At 69.1% G+C, this 18,572-nt stretch carries 19 protein-coding genes; 8 read left to right on the top strand and 11 right to left on the bottom strand.

All coding sequences use genetic code 11. The features are described 5' to 3' along the window. Positions 1-34 precede the first annotated feature (34 nt). Positions 35-499 (bottom strand): SUF system Fe-S cluster assembly regulator, encoded by a 465-nt coding sequence (locus QLQ85_RS04865; RefSeq protein ID WP_282737965.1) that lies wholly within the window; start codon positions 497-499, stop codon positions 35-37. Positions 500-773: 274 nt separating this feature from the next. On the opposite strand from QLQ85_RS04865, the gene QLQ85_RS04860 reads away from it, so the two are divergent. The 3 genes from QLQ85_RS04860 (at position 774) to QLQ85_RS04850 (ending at position 3,667) form a co-directional block, all read left to right on the top strand. Then, on the top strand, positions 774-1,541 hold the full coding sequence (locus QLQ85_RS04860; RefSeq protein WP_282737964.1) for a class I SAM-dependent methyltransferase: 768 nt from the start codon (positions 774-776) through the stop codon (positions 1,539-1,541). Between the two features lie 16 nt (positions 1,542-1,557). Further along, positions 1,558-2,460, top strand: a complete 903-nt coding sequence (locus tag QLQ85_RS04855) for a complex I NDUFA9 subunit family protein (RefSeq protein WP_282737963.1) — start codon at positions 1,558-1,560, stop codon at positions 2,458-2,460. A gap of 100 nt (positions 2,461-2,560) precedes the next feature. Continuing rightward, entirely contained in the window at positions 2,561-3,667 is a 1,107-nt protein-coding gene (locus tag QLQ85_RS04850; RefSeq protein ID WP_282737962.1) for a histone deacetylase family protein, read from the top strand. Positions 3,668-3,758: 91 nt separating this feature from the next. Here the strand turns inward: QLQ85_RS04850 and gloA are convergent, their stop codons facing one another. From gloA to QLQ85_RS04835, 3 genes are all read right to left on the bottom strand, one after another. Then, the gene (gene gloA / locus QLQ85_RS04845; RefSeq protein ID WP_282737961.1) at positions 3,759-4,292 is read right to left on the bottom strand and encodes a lactoylglutathione lyase; all 534 of its coding nucleotides are present in this window, start codon (positions 4,290-4,292) and stop codon (positions 3,759-3,761) included. Positions 4,293-4,499: 207 nt separating this feature from the next. After that, entirely contained in the window at positions 4,500-5,624 is a 1,125-nt protein-coding gene (locus tag QLQ85_RS04840) for a CapA family protein (RefSeq protein WP_282737960.1), read from the bottom strand. Between the two features lie 15 nt (positions 5,625-5,639). After that, positions 5,640-6,578, bottom strand: coding sequence for a hypothetical protein (locus QLQ85_RS04835; RefSeq protein ID WP_282737959.1), 939 nt, complete (start codon positions 6,576-6,578; stop codon positions 5,640-5,642). Positions 6,579-6,923: 345 nt separating this feature from the next. On the opposite strand from QLQ85_RS04835, the gene QLQ85_RS04830 reads away from it, so the two are divergent. Genes QLQ85_RS04830 through QLQ85_RS04820 form a run of 3 tightly spaced genes read left to right on the top strand, consistent with a single transcriptional unit; the run spans position 6,924 to position 9,829 of the window. Beyond that, entirely contained in the window at positions 6,924-7,529 is a 606-nt protein-coding gene (locus tag QLQ85_RS04830; protein ID WP_282737958.1) for an NADPH-dependent FMN reductase, read from the top strand. A gap of 46 nt (positions 7,530-7,575) precedes the next feature. After that, a complete protein-coding gene (locus QLQ85_RS04825) occupies positions 7,576-9,321 on the top strand; it encodes a M14 family metallopeptidase (RefSeq protein WP_282737957.1) in 1,746 nt (581 codons plus the stop codon). Positions 9,322-9,379: 58 nt separating this feature from the next. Beyond that, positions 9,380-9,829, top strand: a complete 450-nt coding sequence (locus QLQ85_RS04820; protein ID WP_282737956.1) for a GNAT family N-acetyltransferase — start codon at positions 9,380-9,382, stop codon at positions 9,827-9,829. Between the two features lie 113 nt (positions 9,830-9,942). Here the strand turns inward: QLQ85_RS04820 and QLQ85_RS04815 are convergent, their stop codons facing one another. Continuing rightward, positions 9,943-10,596, bottom strand: coding sequence for a TetR/AcrR family transcriptional regulator (locus tag QLQ85_RS04815; RefSeq protein ID WP_282737955.1), 654 nt, complete (start codon positions 10,594-10,596; stop codon positions 9,943-9,945). A gap of 91 nt (positions 10,597-10,687) precedes the next feature. Here QLQ85_RS04815 and fabF point away from each other — a divergent pair, with 91 nt between their 5' ends. Continuing rightward, positions 10,688-11,953 carry a beta-ketoacyl-ACP synthase II gene (fabF, locus tag QLQ85_RS04810; RefSeq protein WP_282737954.1) on the top strand — a complete coding sequence of 422 codons (1,266 nt, stop codon included), beginning with the start codon at positions 10,688-10,690 and terminating at the stop codon, positions 11,951-11,953. Positions 11,954-11,989: 36 nt separating this feature from the next. Here the strand turns inward: fabF and QLQ85_RS04805 are convergent, their stop codons facing one another. From QLQ85_RS04805 to QLQ85_RS04795, 3 genes are all read right to left on the bottom strand, one after another. Next, the gene (locus QLQ85_RS04805; RefSeq protein ID WP_282737953.1) at positions 11,990-12,361 is read right to left on the bottom strand and encodes a thiol-disulfide oxidoreductase DCC family protein; all 372 of its coding nucleotides are present in this window, start codon (positions 12,359-12,361) and stop codon (positions 11,990-11,992) included. 48 nt (positions 12,362-12,409) lie between these two features. Next, on the bottom strand, positions 12,410-13,075 hold the full coding sequence (locus tag QLQ85_RS04800) for a cell division protein ZipA C-terminal FtsZ-binding domain-containing protein (protein WP_282737952.1): 666 nt from the start codon (positions 13,073-13,075) through the stop codon (positions 12,410-12,412). A gap of 147 nt (positions 13,076-13,222) precedes the next feature. Beyond that, positions 13,223-14,164 carry a pirin family protein gene (locus tag QLQ85_RS04795; RefSeq protein ID WP_282737951.1) on the bottom strand — a complete coding sequence of 314 codons (942 nt, stop codon included), beginning with the start codon at positions 14,162-14,164 and terminating at the stop codon, positions 13,223-13,225. 170 nt (positions 14,165-14,334) lie between these two features. On the opposite strand from QLQ85_RS04795, the gene QLQ85_RS04790 reads away from it, so the two are divergent. After that, entirely contained in the window at positions 14,335-15,291 is a 957-nt protein-coding gene (locus tag QLQ85_RS04790) for a zinc metalloprotease HtpX (RefSeq protein ID WP_282737950.1), read from the top strand. A gap of 146 nt (positions 15,292-15,437) precedes the next feature. Here the strand turns inward: QLQ85_RS04790 and QLQ85_RS04785 are convergent, their stop codons facing one another. The 3 genes from QLQ85_RS04785 to QLQ85_RS04775 all read right to left on the bottom strand — a co-directional run bounded on the left by QLQ85_RS04785 (position 15,438) and on the right by QLQ85_RS04775 (position 18,484). Then, complete coding sequence (locus QLQ85_RS04785; protein ID WP_282737949.1) at positions 15,438-16,343, bottom strand: ribose-phosphate diphosphokinase; 906 nt, start codon at positions 16,341-16,343, stop codon at positions 15,438-15,440. Beyond that, positions 16,343-17,923, bottom strand: coding sequence for a thymidine phosphorylase family protein (locus tag QLQ85_RS04780; RefSeq protein WP_282737948.1), 1,581 nt, complete (start codon positions 17,921-17,923; stop codon positions 16,343-16,345). Before QLQ85_RS04780 ends, QLQ85_RS04785 begins: the two co-directional genes overlap by 1 nt. Before the next feature lie 219 nt (positions 17,924-18,142). Beyond that, positions 18,143-18,484 (bottom strand): zinc ribbon domain-containing protein YjdM, encoded by a 342-nt coding sequence (locus tag QLQ85_RS04775; protein ID WP_282737947.1) that lies wholly within the window; start codon positions 18,482-18,484, stop codon positions 18,143-18,145. Between the last annotated feature and the right edge of the window lie 88 nt (positions 18,485-18,572).

Below are 18,572 nucleotides of genomic sequence, written 5' to 3'. Positions count from 1 at the left end.
GCTCGCCTCGGGTAATGAATCCGGTTCGGTGGGCTCAGGCCGTGTCGGCGGCCAGGCTCACGCTCTGTATGGGTAGCTGCACCGGCAGCTTGATCGGCGTGGTATCGGCCAGGTGGGCCAGCGTCACGCTGTCGAGCAGGGTGCGCACCCCCAGTGAGACGCGCTGCCAGTTGTCGGCGACCCCGCAGGTGGCGGCGAGATCACAGTCGCCCTCGGCGTGGCTGCATTCGGTCATCGCCACCGGCCCCTCGATGGCGGTGATGATGTCGATGGCGGTGATCCGGGAAGCCGGTCGCGCCAGGGAGTACCCCCCCTGGGCGCCGCGGTGCGACTCCAGCAGCCCCGCCTTGACCAGCATCTTCAGGGTCTTGCTGACCGTGGGATGCGGCAGCTGCACCGCCTCGGCGAGCTCCGCCGCCGCATGCGACTGCTCGGGATGCCGGGCGATCTGGGCCATCACCACCGCGGCATAATCGGTCAGCCGTGAGAGCTTGAGCATGCGTGACTCCTCAGGGGCGCGGGCCTGGACGCTCCCGCGATCGATTGGGGACCATTTTAGTCCTGTATGATTTCGATGTGAAGCCCCCCGGCCACTTCTCGCGCGCAAGTGGCAGGATGCCGGCATGATCAGCGCCGATCCCATCAAGAACGCCAATCATTCTCATTCACTATCGAGACCCCGCCGCTGATCCGCGAGCTGATGGCCGGCGACCGGTAATGGGTTAACCTGAGACCAGCAAGGCACGAAACCTGCCCCCGTCACGGAGCCGCCCATGACCGATATCCCGCACAATGCCCCCGGCCAGAACTGGAATGCCCGCGGCTATGCCCAACACGCCGACTTCGTGCCGGCGCTGGGGAGCGCCGTGGCCGAACTGCTGGCGCCACGCCCCGGCGAGTGTATCCTCGACCTGGGTTGTGGTGACGGCACCCTGACCGAAGCCCTGGCCGAGTCCGGCGCCACCCTCGTCGGGGTCGACGGCGCGGCCGACATGGTCGATGCCGCCCGGGCTCGCGGACTGGATGCCCGGCTGGTGGATGCCCACCACCTGCCCTTCGACCACGAGTTCGATGCCGTCTTCAGCAACGCCGCCCTGCACTGGATGCTCAACCATGAGGCCGTGGTCGCCGGCGTGAGGCGGGCGCTGAAGCCGGGGGGGCGCTTCGTCGCCGAGTTCGGCGGCCACGGCAATGTCGCCGCCATCTGCACTGCTCTGCTCGCGGCGCTGCATACCCGCGGCATCAGCGGCAAGGCCCGCTTCCCCTGGTACTTTCCCACCACCGAAGAGTATCGCTCCTGCCTGGAGGCCGCCGGCTTCACGGTCGAGACCATCGAACTGCTTCCACGCCCCACGCCACTGCCCACCGGCATGGCCGGCTGGCTCGCCACCTTCGCCAACCCCTTTCTGCATGGCCTGGACGACGACGTTCGCGAGGCGGTGCTGGAAGATGCCCTCGCCTGGCTGGCCCCCAGCCTGTGCGACAGCCACGGCAACTGGACGGCCGACTATGTGCGGCTGAGGCTCAAGGCACACTGCTGATGCAGGAGGCATCGCCATGACCCGGGGCCCGATCACGGTCTTCGGTGGTACCGGTTTCCTGGGCCGCGCCATCGTCCGCGAGCTGGTGGATGCCGGCCAGACGGTACGCATCGCCGCCCGCCACCCGGCCCTGCCCGACTGGGCCGAGGACGGCGACCGACTCGAACTCGCCAGCGCCGATATCCGTGACGAAGCCAGTACCGCCGCCGCCCTCGCCGGGGCCAGTGCCGCAGTCAATGCGGTGAGCCTGTACGTGCCGACCCGCCAGGCGAGTTTCGAGGCCATCCATGTGGACGGCGCGAGCCGCCTGGCACGCCTGGCCAGACGGGCCGATATCGAACGCCTGGTGCAGATCTCCGGCATCGGCGCCTCCCCGCACTCGGATTCGGCCTACGTGCGCGCCCGCGCCCGCGGCGAAGCCGCGGTGCTCGACGCCCTGCCCAGGGCGATCATCGTGCGCCCCAGCGTGCTGTTCGGCCCGGGCGACGCCTTCCTCTCCACCCTCGCCGGGCTCACCCGCCTGCCGCTGATCCCGCTGTTCGGCCAGGGCGAGACCCGGCTGCAACCGGTGCATGTGGTGGACGTCGCCCGGGCCCTGATCCGGCTGCTCGGCGAGCCGCTCACCGAGCGGCGCCTGTTCGAGCTGGGCGGGCCGGACGTGATGCGCTACCGCGAGATCCTCGAGCTGGTACTGGCCCACCGGAAACGCGACCGACGGCTGCTGCCGGTGCCCTTCGTCGCCTGGCGGACGCTGGCGGCGCTGGCCTCGGTCCTGCCCAACCCTCCCCTGACCCGCGACCAGGTGATCCTGATGCAGCGGGACAACATCGTCGACGACGGCACCGGCACCTTCGACGACCTGGGCATCACGCCTCGTGCCCTGCGCGACAGCCTGCCGGAGTGCCTGGCCACCGAGTGAGTTCGACGACACCCGTTCCCCCACTACCCTGCCCCGTCTATGCTGTAGCCAGGCAGTTGCCTGAATCGCCTTTTCGCTGCACACCCATGGAGCTTGCATCGTGACCGACGAGAACAGCGTGATCGCCTTCTATGACGAGCGGATGCTGGCCCATGAGCCGGATATCGAGGCGCCTTTCCTGCCGGGTCGCATGGACAAGCGTATTCGCTCACTGTTGTCGGGGCTGGGGGTCCCCTGGAAGTATCCAGAACACCCCGCCAGACTCACCGCCATCCGGCATCTTCTGGAACTCGAGCCGGTTCCCGGCGTGACCTTCGAGCCGGGCAAGGCGGCGACGCGGGAGCAGCTGGGCCGCGTGCACACCAGTTCCTACCTGGACCATATCTTCGAGCTTCGCGGCCAGAGCGCCTGGCTGGATGTGGACACCACGGCCGTGTCGCCAGGTAGCGTCGACGCCGCCGAGGTGGCCGCCGGCACGGCGATTGCCGCCGTCGAGGCCGTCGTCGAGGGAAGGGCCGCGAGCAGTTTCGCGCTGGTGAGACCCCCCGGTCACCACGCCGAGCCGGTGCGCGCCCGCGGCTTCTGCCTGTTCAACAACGTGGCGGTGGCCGCCGCTCATGCCCGCGCAGCACTGGACTGCAGTCGAGTGATGATCGTCGACTGGGATGCCCATCACGGCAACGGCACCCAGGATATCTTCTGGGCCGACCCGCATGTGCTGTTCTGCGACCTGCACCGCGCCGCCCCCTTCTATCCCGGCACGGGGAGCCTCGAGGAGATCGGCATGGGCCTGGGGGATGGCACCAACGTCAATATCCCCCTCCCCGCCGACGCAGGCGACGCCGCCTACCTCAAGGCCTTTCGCGAGATCCTGGTACCGGCGACCGAGTGGTTCCAGCCCGACCTGATCCTGGTCTCGACCGGTTTCGATCCGCACAGCCATGACCTGGCCATGGAGGTCTCCTATGACGGCTTCGCCGCCATGACCGGCATCCTCAAGACCCTGGCCCGCCGGCACTGCCAGGGACGCCTGGTCTTCGTGCTGGAGGGCGGCTACAACCTGATCTCGCTGTCACGCGGCGTCAGGTCGGTGCTGCGGGTGCTGGCCGGCGACGAACCGCCGGAACCCGGCCAGCGTGGCATCGCCGAGGTCGAGGCCGCGGCGGGCTTTCACCGCGGCGCCTTCGTCGGGCCACCCCCGGACTGACCCGGCGAACGCAGGGAACGGGGCCGGCCACCCCAGCAGGTGGCACGCAAGCGACTTCTCGGATCACGACGCCGGGCTCGGGCAGACGGCGTCAGTCGCCCAGGGCGGCAAGCCGGTCGGCCTGGACCACCTCGATCCAGTAACCATCGCGGTCCTTGACGAAGACCACGTTCTTCATCTTGCCCTGGTCCGAGCGCTTGACGAACTCGACGTCGTTGGCGTCGAACCAGGCCTCGGCCGCCTCGAGGTCGGGCACCGAGAAGCAGATATGGCCGAAGCCCTGGGGCTCGGCATTGCCGTCGTGGTAAGCGAAGTCCACCTGCTCCTCGGTGCCCCAGTTGTGGGTCAGCTCCAGCACGCCGCGCTGGCCGAAGGTCCACACGGTGCGCTCGCCGGTCGCTTCGGGCACGCGCTCGCCGGCCTCCGGCCGAGCCAGGAAATAGAGCGAGAACTGCATCTCCTCGAAATCCAGCCGGCGCAGCACACGCAGGCCGAACACCCGGGTATAGAAGGCCAGCGCCCTCTCCGGCTCCTTGATCCGCAGCATGGTGTGGTTGAGGCGAAAGCCGTCGGACTCCGCGGTCGGCGACTGCACGCCGGGATACTGCTCACCCTGAAAGCTCATCTTGATCTCCATTTCACTGCAGGACGCATGGGCACCCGACCAGGCCGGGTGCCCGCCATCGGATTCGGACCTCGTCTACCCGCCACATGCCGGCCAGGGGGCCGTGCTGGCCCAGGGCCCCGGTGAAGGGCTCCCGGGCACGGGGTCGAGACAGGCTGCCACGAACGGCGGGGCCGGCGCCAGGGCCTCCGCCTCGCCACCGGACCATCAACGCCACTCGAGGACCAGCCGCCCGTGCCTGTCGAGTCGAACCCCGGTGCCGAACCGCCGCCCTTCCCGGTTCAGCATCCGGCCGAGCCACTGCGCCTCGTCGGGTGTGGCCCGGTTCAGGCGAAAGTGACGTAGCCGCATGGGCACCAGGACCAGCCGCGCCAGGCGGCCATCGGCCAGCCCCAGCGTCGGCAAGTAGAGCAGCACCAGATCACTGCGGAAGTCCTCGTGCCCGGAGATGCCTTCATAGTCGTTGATCAGGTCGCCGCAGCCGTAGAGGATCAGCTTGCCGCGGTGCACCTCGATGCCCAGCGGATGGTGCGAGGAGTGTCCCCAGACGAGATCGACGCCGGCCTCGTCGACGAGCCGATGGGCGAAGCGCCGATGCGCGCGAGGAATCTCGTAGCCCCAGTTGACGCCCCAGTGCAGCGAGACCACGGCGAGGTCCCCCGGCTCCCGACACCTGGCGATCTCGGCCGCAATGGCACCCACGGCCTCGGCCGTGAGCTCGGGCAACAGGTGGATGCCGGGCCGCTCATCGGTGGCCGCCCAGGCCCCGGGGATGCCGCTGCTGGGGGCCCCCAGGGCCAGCAGCCACACCCGGCCCCCCGGCACGCCGAAGGGCACCGGCGCCAGCGCCTCTGCACGGCGGCGCCCGGCCCCCACGGTGCGCAAGCCGGCACCTTCGAGCACCTCCAGGGTCTCGACGAGGCCATCCGGCCCCCAGTCGAGCACATGGTTGTTGGCCAAGACGCAGCCCTCCACCCCGGCGGCACTCAGCACGGGCAGGTTGGCCGGGTGCATGCGGTAGTTGATACCCTTGGGCTCGGCGTCGTCGCTGGTGGTGACCGCCGTCTCCAGGTTGACCAGCCGCAGGTCCGGCGCCAGGCGGTCGAGTTCCTCCAGGGCCTCGCCCCAGATGTAGGAGAAGTCCCGGGGCCGGGGGATGGGGCCGGTCGCGCGTTCGGCCAGCGACACATAGCCGATGGCCGACGTCATGTACGACTCGAAGAGTCGGGGATCGCCGGGGTGGGGCAGTATCTGGTCGATGCCGCGCCCGGTCATCACATCCCCGGTCAGCCACAGGGTCGTATCGGTCGCGTCGCGACGTGGGAAAGCCATCGGTGCAGGCCTCCGTTATCGGCCCCCCTGCGCCTCTTCCCCGGCCAGGGCCTGCTGGTGCTCGTACTCGCGCCGCTTCTGGTCGAGGTAGGAGGCCCGGTCGATCTCGAAGAGCTGGCGGGGGTAGCGCATCGTCAGGGTGAACCAGCGATCCAGGCTGGCCTCAAGGCGTTCGGTCTCGGGCAGCGTGCGGGTATCCAGATGCGCTTCCAGCGCCAGGTAGAAACGCATGACGTTGCGCTCGATCATGCCCCGGGTGCCGCCCACATGGATCGGCTGACCGCCCGCTCCCGTGCCTTCCAGGGTGAAGCCCACACGATCGCGCCCGCCGAAGGTGAAATAGCCACGCAGGGCGAGGCGAGCCGCCATACCGAAGACCAGGGAGTAGCGCAGCTGGACCAGGCTGTGGTCCTCGTCATCGGGTACCACCCGCAACTGCAGGCGAAAGGCGCGAGTGCCGTAAGGCCCTTCGTCCCCCTCCAGTGCCACGTCCAGGTAACGCGGCTGCCGTGTCACGATCCGCCACCGCAGATCGAGGCGCTCGGCATGCGCCGGGTCGACCTGGTCCTGGCGCCCCACGAAGAGCGCCAGGGCGGTGCCCTCGGTACTCCCTCCCGGCCCGTGAAGGCAGCCCTTGACGTTGAGATGCAGGAAGAGGATCTCGCACCAGGCCGCGGGCGATGAGAGTTCGTCGACGAGACGCTCGAAGGGCTGATGGACCCGGGCGTGGACGCTGCCGCTGACCGAATGGCTGCGCGCCTGCGAGTCGACCTGCAGGGGCTCGTCGAAGGGGGAGCCAGCGATCACTTCGCGCCAGCTATCGCGTAGCCAGTCGTCCTGGGCCATGGCGGGTCCCGGCAGTAGCCAGGCCAGCCACGCCCAGAGCACCAGCCACACCGGCCAGGCAACGAGATCCGCCCGGACCGGGGTTATTCGTCGATATCCTCGTTCCATAGCGCCGGCGACTCCCGGATGAAGCCCTCCATCAACGCGATGCACTCGGGCGACTGCAGCACCGCGCTGCCCAGCTGCACCCGCCGGCCGATGATCCCCCCCGGTGTACCAGCACCGAGCCGATGGGAATTCCCCCTTCGGCGAGCCCCTGGCGGGCCTCCTCGAGGGCTGCCTGCATGTACATGTCCATTCGTGAGACTCCTGAGGCAGGACCGTGCGAGTAGAGTACGTCGCCCTGCCCCCTCTTGCCAGGCCGCGACCCGCCTGGCGCAGACGGCCCATGACGGCCACTCTTGCTAGGGAAGCCCGTCAAGATGGAGACACCTGCCCATGGAGCCCGAGGACATGACCGACCGCACGACTCTGCCCCGCATCCTGGTCTTCGCCGGCAGTGCCCGGGAAGACTCCTTCAACAAGCAGTTGGCCCGCTTGGCCGCCGACCGCATCGAGGCGCTGGGCGGCGAGCCCACCTTCATCGACCTGCGCGACTACCCGATGCCGCTCTACGACGGCGACCTGGAGGCCGAGAGCGGCCTGCCCGAGAACGCCCTGGCGCTGCGCAGGCTGCTGGCCGAGCACCAGGGGCTGCTGATCGCCTCGCCGGAATACAACGGCTTCATCACCCCGCTGCTCAAGAACACCATCGACTGGCTCACTCGCCCCCATGAAGGCGACAGCGGGCTCAAGCTGTTTCAGGGCCGAATCGCCGCGGTGGTCTCCGCCTCCCCCGGCGGGCTCGGCGGCATCCGCAGCCTGGCGCTGATCCGCCAGTTGCTGGGCAATATCGGCGTGACGGTGCTGCCGGATCAGCTCGCCGTCGCCAGGGCCAAGGAAGCCTTCGATGACGACGGCAGCCTGGCAAGCGACGGCCAGCAGCAGAAGCTGGACGCCATCTGCGGGCGGCTGATCGACACGCTGGACCGGCTCGGCGACCGAGGCCCGCGAGCGTGAGGGGCATCCCGCGGGGGAACCCGACTGACAGCGACGGAGGCACGGCATGGCGCTGGACGCACTCGATGGCCCTTTTCGTCATCTCTACCTGACCCACGAGGCGCTGACGCGACAGCTCGAGGAGTGGGCCCAGGCCTTCCCGCAGCTGGCACGCCTGCAGAGCATCGCCACCACCCCGCAGGGGCGCGACATCTGGGTACTGACCATCGGCCCCGAGCCGGAGCGCCGACGTCCCGGGGTCTGGGTGGACGGCAACATGCACGGTACCGAGCTGGCCGGCTCCAGCGTCGCCCTGGCCGTGGCCGAGGCGGCCCTGGCCTTGCACCTCGCTCCCGAGGCCCTGCCCGGCGGCTGGCCGGAGCACCAGTGCCGCTTCCTGCGCGAGGTACTGTTCTACGTCTGTCCGCGCATCTCGCCGGACGGTGCCGAGCAGGTGCTCCGGCAGGGCGGTTTCGTGCGCTCCGCCCCGCGGCGCACCCCGGACAGCCCCGCCAGGCCCCACTGGCTCGCCCGAGACCTGGATGGCGACGGCCACTGCCGCTACCTGCGCCGGCACGACGAGGCCGGCGACTTCGTCGAGTCGCCCGACCACCCCGGCCTGATGCTGCCGCGCCGGGTGGAGGACCCGCCGCCCTACTGGCGACTCTACCCCGAGGGCGTGATCGAACACTGGGACGGCGTGACGATTCCCGAGCCCGACGCGCTGCGCGATACGCCGGACTTCAACCGCCACTTCCCCTGGGGCTGGCGGCCGGAGCCCGACCAGCTCGGCGCCGGCCACTGCCCCGGCGCCGAACCCGAGCCCCGTGCCGTCATCGATTTCGCCCTCGCCCACCCCAACCTCTTTGCCTGGCTGAACCTGCATACCTTCGGCGGCGTGTTCATCCGTCCACTCGCCGATGCCCATGACAATTGCATGGACCAGCACGACCTCGCGCTCTACCGGCAACTGGCCGCCTGGGGGCAGTCGCTGGTCGGCTACCCCACCGTCAGCGGCTTCGAGGAGTTCACCTACGAGCCGGACACCCCACTGCATGGCGACCTCACCGACTTCGCCTACCACCAGCGGGGCTGCGTGGCCCAAGTCTGCGAGCTCTGGGACCTCTTCCACCGGCTCGGCCGCCCCCGGCCCGAGCGCTTCATCGACCACTACACGGCCCTCGGCCGCGAGGAGATGGGGCGACTGGCACAGTGGGACCTCATCAACAATCGGCAGCGCCTGTTCCACCCCTGGCAACCCCTGGACCATCCGCAACTGGGGGCGGTCGAGGTCGGCGGGCTGGACCCGAGCATCGGCATCTGGAATCCGCCACCGGAGATCCTGCCGGCGATCTGCGACGGCCTCACCGCCTACTGGCTGCAGGTCGCCTCCCTCATGCCGCGGCTGGTGATCGAGGCGGTGCACTGCACGCCGCTGGGTGACGGCTACCGGGAGCTGGAGGTGACGGTCGCCAATCACGGCTACCTGCCTAGTCACGGGGTGCAGGCCGCCCGCGAACGGCCCTGGAACAGCGGCGTGGAGGCCACGGCCAGCGCCGTGGGCTGCCGGCTGCACGCCCCCGGCCAGGCCCGCCAGGTGCTGGGTCACCTGGACGGCTGGGGCCGCGGGCTGGGCGACACCGCCCATATGCCCTGGTTCCAGCGCTCACGCGGCAGCAGCCACCAGGCGCGGGCACGCTGGGTGATACAGGGCGAGGGAGAGGTACGAGTGAGGGTCTACAGCCCGCGGCTGGGGGAGGTGCACCAGACGATCGCGATCCCCGGGGAGTCCGGTGCACCGGGCCCCCGCTGAGCGGCCGCGACGCCTCTGCCCATGCGGCGGGTGATGCCCCCAAAAGGAGGAGCATACGATGGACATAGCACTGAAGGACGTCACCCGCGAGAACTTCGAGGCCGTCATTGCACTGGAGGTAGCGACATCGCAGCGTGACTATGTCGCTGACAACCTGTACTCCATTGCCGAATCGAGCTTCCATCCGACCTATCAGCCTCGCGCCATCTATTGCGACGGGGAAGTGGTCGGCTTTCTCATGTACGAATCCTTCGACCACGACGACCTGCCGCCTGCCTACAACATCTTCCGTCTCATGGTCGACCGACACCATCAGGGAAGAGGCATCGGGCACAGGGCCATGCAGTGCGTGCTGGATGAGATCAGGGCACAGGGCCCCTTCGAGCGGATCGCGATCTGCTATGTGCCCACCAACCAGATCGCCCGGGACTTCTACGCCAGCCTCGGCTTTCAGGAGACGGGGCTGAGCGAGGAGACCGGCGAGGTCATCGCCGAGATCCGGGGGTGACGAGGGGCGCCTCCTGCACGATCGCGATCCCGGGGGACGCCGCCTGGCAGCGGCGCGGGTCACCGGAGGCCCGGTCGAGGCTCCCCCGTCGCCGCCCCGGGCACGCGCCGACCTCAGTCGCCTTGGCCAACGGCAGTGAGCATGCCATCCAGCTCGCTCTCCTTGACGCCGAGCATCAGCAGGATCTGCCGTTGGGCGGCCTCGAGGATGTTCCGCCGCTCCTCTTCCTCGGGCAGGCTCTTGGCGATGGCGACGGCGCCCACCAGGGAGGCGAGGATGGCACGGGACTTCTCGGCGATGACCTGGCGGTCGGGCTCGAAGGGCAGTTTCTTCAGGCGGCTCAAGGCGATGAGCCGGGTTTCCAGCATCTTCCTCATGCGCTGGTAGGAGGCCTCGAACAGGGTCCTGATTTCGGCGTTCTCATTGCCTATCTCATTGAACAGCACCGTTTCCGGCCCCGGCTTGTGCTTGCGCTCCAGTTCCTGGAGGTTCCAGTAGTTGGCCACCAGGGCCGTCAGGTGCTTCACTGACAAGGGCCCCTTGACCAGTCGCGCTGCGCGGCTGCCCTCCAGGGTTTCATGGATGGAGGCATTGTAGAGGGCCTCCTTCGATGCGAAGTGGGCATAGAAGGCGCCATGGGTCATCTTCGCCAGCTTCATGATCTGCCCGATGGAGACCTTGTCGAAGCCATAGCGACAGAACAACTCGGTGGCGGACGTCAGGATGCGCTCCCGGGATCTCGCCTTGTGCGCTGCTGAATATGGCATGACCACCTCGCCGTCACGAGACTGAATATTATCTTGATCATATCTAGCCCGATGCTAGGTTGGCCGCGACCCTAGACCTTCAGGAGACACCATGGAATCACCGATCGTCATCACGGGCATGGGCATGATCAGTCCCCTCGGATGCGGCGTCAAGGCAGCATGGCGCCGCCTGCTCGAGGGGCGTTCGGGCATCGGCCCGATCACCCGCTTCGACACCGGCGATCTGCCGATCAAGATCGCGGGGCTGGTCCCCACGATCGGCGACGACACCGAGGCCGGCTTCGACCTCGACCGGGTCGCCGACAGCAAGGAGCGCCGCAAGCTGGAGCTGTTCAGCCTCTACGCCCTGGCCGCCGCCCAGCAGGCGCTGACCCAGGCCGGCTGGTTCCCCGAGGACGAGGCCGAACAGCGGGCCACCGCAACCATCGTGGGCACGGGAATCGGCGGCCTTCCCACCATCACCCAGGCGCAGGACACCCTGGTGCAGCGCGGCTACCGGCGCCTCTCCCCCTTCACCGTGCCGGCCTTCCTGGCCAACATGGCGGCGGGCAACCTCTCCATCCGGTACGGTTTCCGGGGGCCGCTGGGTTGCCCGGTGACGGCGTGCGCGGCGGGCCTCCAGGCCATCGGCGACGGCATGCGCCTGTTGCGCAGCGGCGAGGCCGATGTCGCCCTGGTCGGCGGCGCCGAGGCCTGTGTCGACCCGCTCTCGCTGGCCGGCTTCCACGCGCTGAAGGCGCTCTCCACCGAACGGGATGAGCCCACCCGCGCCTCGCGGCCCTTCGACCAGGCACGCAACGGCTTCGTGATCGGCGAGGGAGCGGGTCTGCTGGTGATCGAGACCCTGGCGCACGCCGAGGCGCGTGGTGCCACGCCGCTTGCGATCCTCAGCGGGTACGGCACCAGCGCCGACGCCTACCACATCACCGCCGGACCGGAAGACGGAGCCGGCGCCGCCGCGGCCATCCGCGCCGCCCTGCGCATGGCGCAGCTATCGCCCGAGGAGATCGGCTACATCAACGCCCACGCCACCTCGACGCCCGTGGGCGACCGTGCCGAGATCGCCTCGCTCAGGAGCGTGTTCGGAGATCGGCTCGCGGGCATCCCGATCTCCTCCACCAAGTCGGCCACCGGCCACCTGCTGGGCGCCGCCGGCGGGATCGAAAGCATCTTCTCCGGCCTGGCGGTGATGCACGACCGGCTCCCCCCGACCCTGAACCTGGAGACCCCCGACGCCGACATGCGGGACCTGGACTTCGTGCCCGGGGCGGCGCGTGACCAGGTCACCCGGCACGTCCTGTGCAACGGCTTTGGCTTCGGCGGGGTGAACGCCGCCCTGATCGTCAGCAAAGTATAGGGCCGCATCCGGGGAAGACGGCGCAGCGGCCCCGGGTCACGGGAGCCGCCCTTCCAGGGCGAGCCGCCGCCGCACCCAGCGGCGGTAGGCCCACTCCAGAATCGGCTTGAGGCCCGGCAGGCCAAGCAACCAGGCAAGCGGCTCGAGCCGTGGCACCCGTCGCATCAGCAGGATGTAGGCATCGATGCCATGCACGATTCGCCCCCGGTGGTCCTCCACGTGGAGCGACAGCAGCGCCTCGTCGGGATCGCCCCCTGCGGCACGCAGGGTGTCCTCGTTGGCGGTGACGTCGACCCACTCCACCGAACTCGCCGCGTCACCGGCCCAACGCTCATAGCGCGCCCGCTCCCGTCGGCAGATGGGGCAGACGGCGTCGTAGTAGACCTTGAGGCGGGGCCAGTCGCGCATGGGAACTCCGCTCGCCGGGGATCCTCGGTCGATGTCGACGTCTACCCCTCAGAGCGTACCATGGCGAAGCCGCTCGATGGCATCGGGCGTGACCACCCGGCGGTCGGCATCCAGTATCTGCCCGCCCAGATCGGCGACCGACTGCGTGAACCGGATCAGGGCCTCCGGATTGCGGGCCACGCGGCGCTTGTTGATGAACTTGACCAGTATCGACACGCCGCCGACGACGGGTTGCTCGCCCCCTTCGTGCAGCGGCGGCAGTGTACCGGGCGGCGAGGAGCTGGCGATGGTGAGCTGGTAGCCGGTCCGCGTCGCCGGAACCTGGTAGACCCCCAGCGTCGGGTCGTACTGGGCACCGGCATCCTGCAGCAGCCCGGCGAGCCCGCGGTTGGTCGCCTCCCCCGGCCTGTCAAGCACCACGAACAGGCACTGCTGCACGCCCCGGTCGGGCGTTGCCTGGAGCCGGAGCGCGCGCCCGGCCGGCCTGGATGGCGGCTGAACGGCAGGTCTTGACGGCGGCTGAACGGTCGGTGCCTCGATTACCGACCGCCCCGCGTCCCCGGACACCGCCTTCGCGACCGGGCGCTCCCGGAGCACCGTCTCCTTCTCCTGGGTGCCGGCGGGTCTACCCATGACATAGAGCAGCGCCACGCATGCCAGGGCGAGAAACAGCGCCAGGCCGGCGAGCAACACCACCCCGATGGTGAGATTCATCTGAACTTGCCTCCTTGCCAATCCCCCTGTTCGGGGGCGTCCACAAGGATATCGTCCAGCCGACACCATACTTTAGAAAACCCGGGGCAACGGGGCTTACCTCCCGCCTCTTGCCCCGGCGCGGCCATGCCCCGGGCGGCTCCCCGGCTAGACCTTCCAGGGCAGCGGCGGCGGCATGAGTCGCTCGCCGTCGAACCGCGGAATGCTGCCGAAGCGCTCGCTGCCGGCCTCCCAGTCGCGCTGGGCCTCGGCGATCTCCGCCTTGCTGTGGCCGACGAAGTTCCACCAGATCAGCACCTCCTCGCCGAGCGGTTCGCCGCCGACCAGGATGGCCCGCCCACCCGCCGGCAGGCCCAGTGTGACGTCATCGCGACCACGCCCCAGGTAGGCCAGCTCGTTGGGCACGAAGGTGTCGCCCTCGATCTCGAGCCCGCCCTCCAGGGGCAGCAGGCCATACTCGAACTCGTGACGCAGCGGCAGCCGTAGGGTGGCCGCGTCCCGGCTGGTCAGGTCCAGCCCCACCAGCGGCGAGAAGGCAAGCGTCGGCGCCCGATGGCCGGCGAACTCGCCGGTGAGTAGAGTCAGCTCGACGCTCGCCTGCCGCCAGTGGGGCAGCTCCGGGTAGTGGTCGAAGCGCGGGTCGGTATGACGGTCGGCCGCGGGCAAGGCGATCCACAGCTGGGCCGCATGCAGGTGGGTCTCGCCGGGTACCGACTCCTCGGTATGGCTGATGCCCCGCCCTGCGGTCATCAGGTTGACCTGGCCGGGGCGGATCACCTGCTCGTGGCCGAGGCTGTCGCGATGCAGCACCTCCCCCTCGATCATCCAGGTGAAGGTCTGCAGGCCGATATGGGGATGCGGCCCAACGCGCAGCCCCGCGGCACCGCCCTTGAAGACCGCGGGCCCGGCATGATCGAGGAAGCACCAGGCGCCCACCAGGCGGCGCTGTCGCGAGGGCAGCACCCGGTTGACGGGAATGCCGCCGACATCGGCGGAACGCGGCGCGACATGCTGCACCTGGCGCTGGCCATCGATGACCGGGCAGTCCCGGGAGGAGGCCAGGTCGCGCTCGTTGATGAGGGTGCTCATGAGGCACTCCTTCTGCGGTGGGTCAGGGGTGGGGCACGCCTTGAGCGTAGCCGAGGTCGGCGACGCCGGCCCGCCGATCTGCCCGAGCTGTTCCGCCGCCCCGAAATACGGATATCGTGGGGTAGTCGAGCACGAATCGATGTCCACCTCGGCCGGAAACGAGGGTCACCATGTCACTCAGACCGCACAAGCTCTGGCGCAGCCGCCTCAAGAATGGCCTGCAGACCCTGCTGATCATGGCCAGCCTGGCGCTGGTCATGTCCGTGCCGGGCTACTTCCTCTCCGGTGCCGCCGGCGTGATCATGGGCTTCGTGGCGGTGATGGTGGCCGTATATCTCAGCAGCTGGATGCCGGCCCGGATGATCCTGGCCAGCTCCAACGCCGGCCTGCTGCGCCGTCACCATGCCCCGCAACTCTACCGGGTTCTCGATGTTCTCTATCGGCGCGCCGGACTGGAGATGGCGCCCCAGCTCTACTACTCCCCGACGCGCGACCTCAACGCCTTCGCCGTCGGCACCCGCCGCGACGGCGGCATCGCCATCACCGACGGCCTGCTCAGGACGCTCGACCTGCGCCAGCTGGCCGGCGTGCTCGCCCACGAGGTGAGCCATCTGCAACACGACGACACCCGGGTGATGTCGCTGGCGGCCGCCATGACCCGGCTCACCCTCTGGATCACGACCGTGGTGCAGGTCAGCCTGCTGCTGATGCTGCCGCTGGTCATGGCGGGGGAGCTGGCCTTCCCCTGGCGGCCGCTGCTGCTGGTGGCGCTGGCCCCGACCCTCAGCACCCTGCTCCAGCTCGCGCTCTCGCGCAACCGCGAATACACCGCCGACCTGGAAGCTGCCGCCCTCACCGGCGACCCTCACGGCCTCGCCTCGGCCCTGGACATCCTGGAGCGCTACCACGGCAGTTGGCTGACGGCGATTTACGGCCACAACAACCCCGCCTGGCTCGACTGGCTACGCACCCACCCGCCGACCAGCGAGCGCATCCGCCGGCTGCTGGAAATCGGGGAGCACCCGCGCCGGCCCCATCCGATCATCCGGCTTCCCGCCGATGAACAGCCGATCATCAACGAGCGCCCCGGCCCGATGGGTGGGCGCTACTGGATATGGCGACGGTGATGCGACCTGGGATGGCAACGCCGGGGCGATGGGGTGAAGCCGATACGGAAGCAACCGGCGTGCCCTCCCTTGGCCTCCCTGTAGATGGTGCGTGACAGGCAGGTGATCGCCTCGTCCAAGAGGGGCGGTGCGGCATGATGGTGGCTTTATCCCGCCGGCCCCAACACCCGATCCAACGCCTCCGCCAGCACCGGCGCCATGGCGATGGCATTGCTCTCGTGGGCGATGCAGTCGGTGCTCCAGACCTCCCCCACGCCGGCGGCATCGATTACCGCCAGCGCATCGCCGGCGAACAGCGCGTGGGTGATGGCCACGTCGACCGAGGCGGCGCCGGCGGCGAGCACTTGCTCGGCGGCACGGGCGAGGGTGTGGCCGGAACTGGCGACGTCGTCCATCAGCACCACCTGGCGATCGGTAAGCGCCAGGTCGGGGAGCTGGATCTCCACCTCCCGGTCGCCGTGGCGCACCTTGCGGCATACGTCGTAGTCGAAGCCGGTGACCTCGGCGGCCCCCTGCACCCACTGCAGCGCCTCTTCGTCGGGGCCGATCAGCAGCGCCTCGTGGCGTTTGCTGGCGACCAGCTCGGCCAGGCGCGGTGCGCCGGAAAGCGCGATGGCATGCTCGATGGGGATCGCCTGGTCGAGACGGTCGATGCGGTGCAGGTGCGGGTCCACGGTGATCACGGCATCGAACAGCTCGGCGAGAAAGCCGCCGACGATGGTCTGGCTGACGATTTCGCCGGGGTGAAAGGCGATGTCCTGGCGCATGTAGGCCAGGTACGGCGCCACCAGCACCAGGCGGCGCACGCCCTGGCGGCGGGCATGGCGGGCGAGCAGCAACAGCTCGATCAGCTTGTCGTTGGGGCGGTCGAGGCTGCGGTAGATCACCAGGGTGTCGGGAAAGGTGCCGGCCTCGGCGAAGGGCAGAGTGAGCTTGAGCTCCTCGTCGGGGAAGCGGTGGCGGTCGACGGCGTGGGCGGGAAGGCCCGCCGCCTCGGCCAGGCGGGAGGCGGGGACCGCCTGGTCGGGGAAATGGAGCAGTACGGTGGTCATCAGAACTCCACGTTCAAGCGGGTGATCTCGTCGGCGCGGCCGAGGGTGATGCCGCTGTCGCGCTCGCTGGAGCGGTGGGCGAAGGCAAGCTCATTGCGGTAGGCGGCATAGACGCGGTAGAGCGGCTGGCCGGTCCCTACCGTATCGCCGATGCGCACGAACGCATCGATCCCGGCACCGGCGGCCATGGGGGCACCGGCCAGGTGGGCGATGCGCGCCAGCTTGAGGTTGTCGATGGCGATGACCACGCCGGCCGCGGGCGCCACGACCTCGTAGCTCTGGGGCGCCAGCGGCGGGTCGTCGGGGTCGAAGGGCTTCTCGCCCTGGGCGCGGATGATCGCCTGCATCTTCTCCAGTGCCCGGCCGGAATCGAGGATGTCCCGGGCGATGCCGAAACCGTCACCGCCGCGCACGTCGGGGTCGAACTCCAGCATCCGCCCCGCCAGGCGCAGCGACTTCTGGCGCAGATCCATGGGCGCCTCGGGGTGGTTGGCGAGCACGCGCATCACGTCGCGGGCCTCGAGCACCGGGCCGATGCCACGGCCGATCGGCTGACTGCCGTCGGTGATCACCACGTCCAGGGTCAGTCCCATGCACTTGGCGACGAACTCGAACAGCCGGCGCAGCTGCCGGGCTTCGGGCATCGAGCGCACCTTGGCGTGGGGCCCCACGGGGATGTCGAGCAGCAGATGGCTGGAGCCGGCGGCGGCCTTCTTGGAGAGGATCGAGGCGACCATCTGGCCGGGCGAGTCGATGGCCAGCGGCCGCTCCACCGAGATCAGCACATCGTCGGCGGGCGAGAGCTGGCTGGTGCCGCCCCAGGCCAGGCAGCCCCGATGGGTGCGCACGATGTCGCCCAGCTCATCGAAGGGCAGGTCGACGTTGGCCAGCACCTCCATGGTGTCGGCGGTGCCCGAAGGCGAGGTGATCGCCCGCGACGAGGTCTTGGGGCAGAGCAGGCCGTGGGCGGCGACGATGGGCACCACCAGCATGGAGGTACGGTTGCCGGGGATGCCGCCGATGCAGTGCTTGTCGACCACCGGGTGCTCGTGCCAGTCGAGCCGACGCCCGACCCGGCTCATGGCGTCGCTGAGGTAGAACACCTCCTCGCGGTCGAGTTCGCCGCGGTCACAGGCGACCACGAAGGCAGTCAGTTCGATCTTGGAATACCGCAGCTCGGCGATGTCGCGGATGATGTCGCGGAAGTCATCCCGGGAGAGCCGCTCACCGGCGAGCTTGCGATGCAGGGCGGGAATCGAGGCCGGCGGCTCGGCCTGGGCGACACTCACCGGTTGGCCCTCCGCCACCCCCAACGAGGCGTAGGCGTCCTCCGAGAGGCCGAGCTGGCCGCAGCCGACGATAGCGGTGTCGTCGACCACGTTGAGGCTCGCCAGGATGCGCTGGCCGTTGGCACGCACTTCGACCTTGGAGAGCGCCTGGAAGCCCTCGGCGCGATACAGCGCGCAGTCACGGTGCAGGTAGGCGACGTTCTCGCGATAGGTGTCGATGCCCACGCGTTTCAGCTTGAGCGGCGAGAGGGTGTCGTCCAGCGCATCGACATCGGGTCGGATCTTCTTCATGGCGCCTTCCAGGCAGCGGGAGCCGGCACGACGGCCGGCACCCTGTCACGGGCGTGACGGATGGCCCCATCCTAGCAGCGCCCCGACAAGGCGTCATTTGATCGGACGCAAGAGCGCAAGTCTCGTTCCCTGCCGAGGCGAAGGCGGGTCGTCTCAGGCCACGCGGCCCAGCAGGGTGCACCCATCGACAGATGCCGACCGACACGATCCGGGCTGTGTTCAGGCCTTCTTGACGAACTCGGACTTCAGCTTCATGGGGCCGATGCCGTCGACCTTGCAGTCGATGTCGTGGTCGCCCTCGATCAGGCGGATGTTCTTCACCTTGGTGCCGACCTTGACCACCGAGGAGGAACCCTTGACCTTGAGGTCCTTGATCACGGTGACGGTGTCGCCATCGGTCAGGACGTTGCCGTTGGCATCGCGCACCACCTTCTCGTCCTCGGCCGAGTCGCCGCCGGCCGCCTTCGACCACTCATGACCGCATTCCGGGCAGACGAACTGGATGCCGTCGTCGTAGGTGAATTCGGAGCCACAGGCCGGGCAGTGGGGCAGATCGCTCATGGAGGAGTCCTGATTGCGAAAGGATCGGAGGAAAGCCGGCAAGCCTACACCGCCGGGCGGGGCGGCACCAGCCGGGGGCCCCGATGCG

It is taken from the genome of Halomonas kalidii, from assembly GCF_030010475.1.
GTDB classification, from domain to species: Bacteria; Pseudomonadota; Gammaproteobacteria; order Pseudomonadales; family Halomonadaceae; genus Halomonas; species Halomonas heilongjiangensis.
This window is presented reverse-complemented; position numbering and strand designations above follow the sequence as displayed.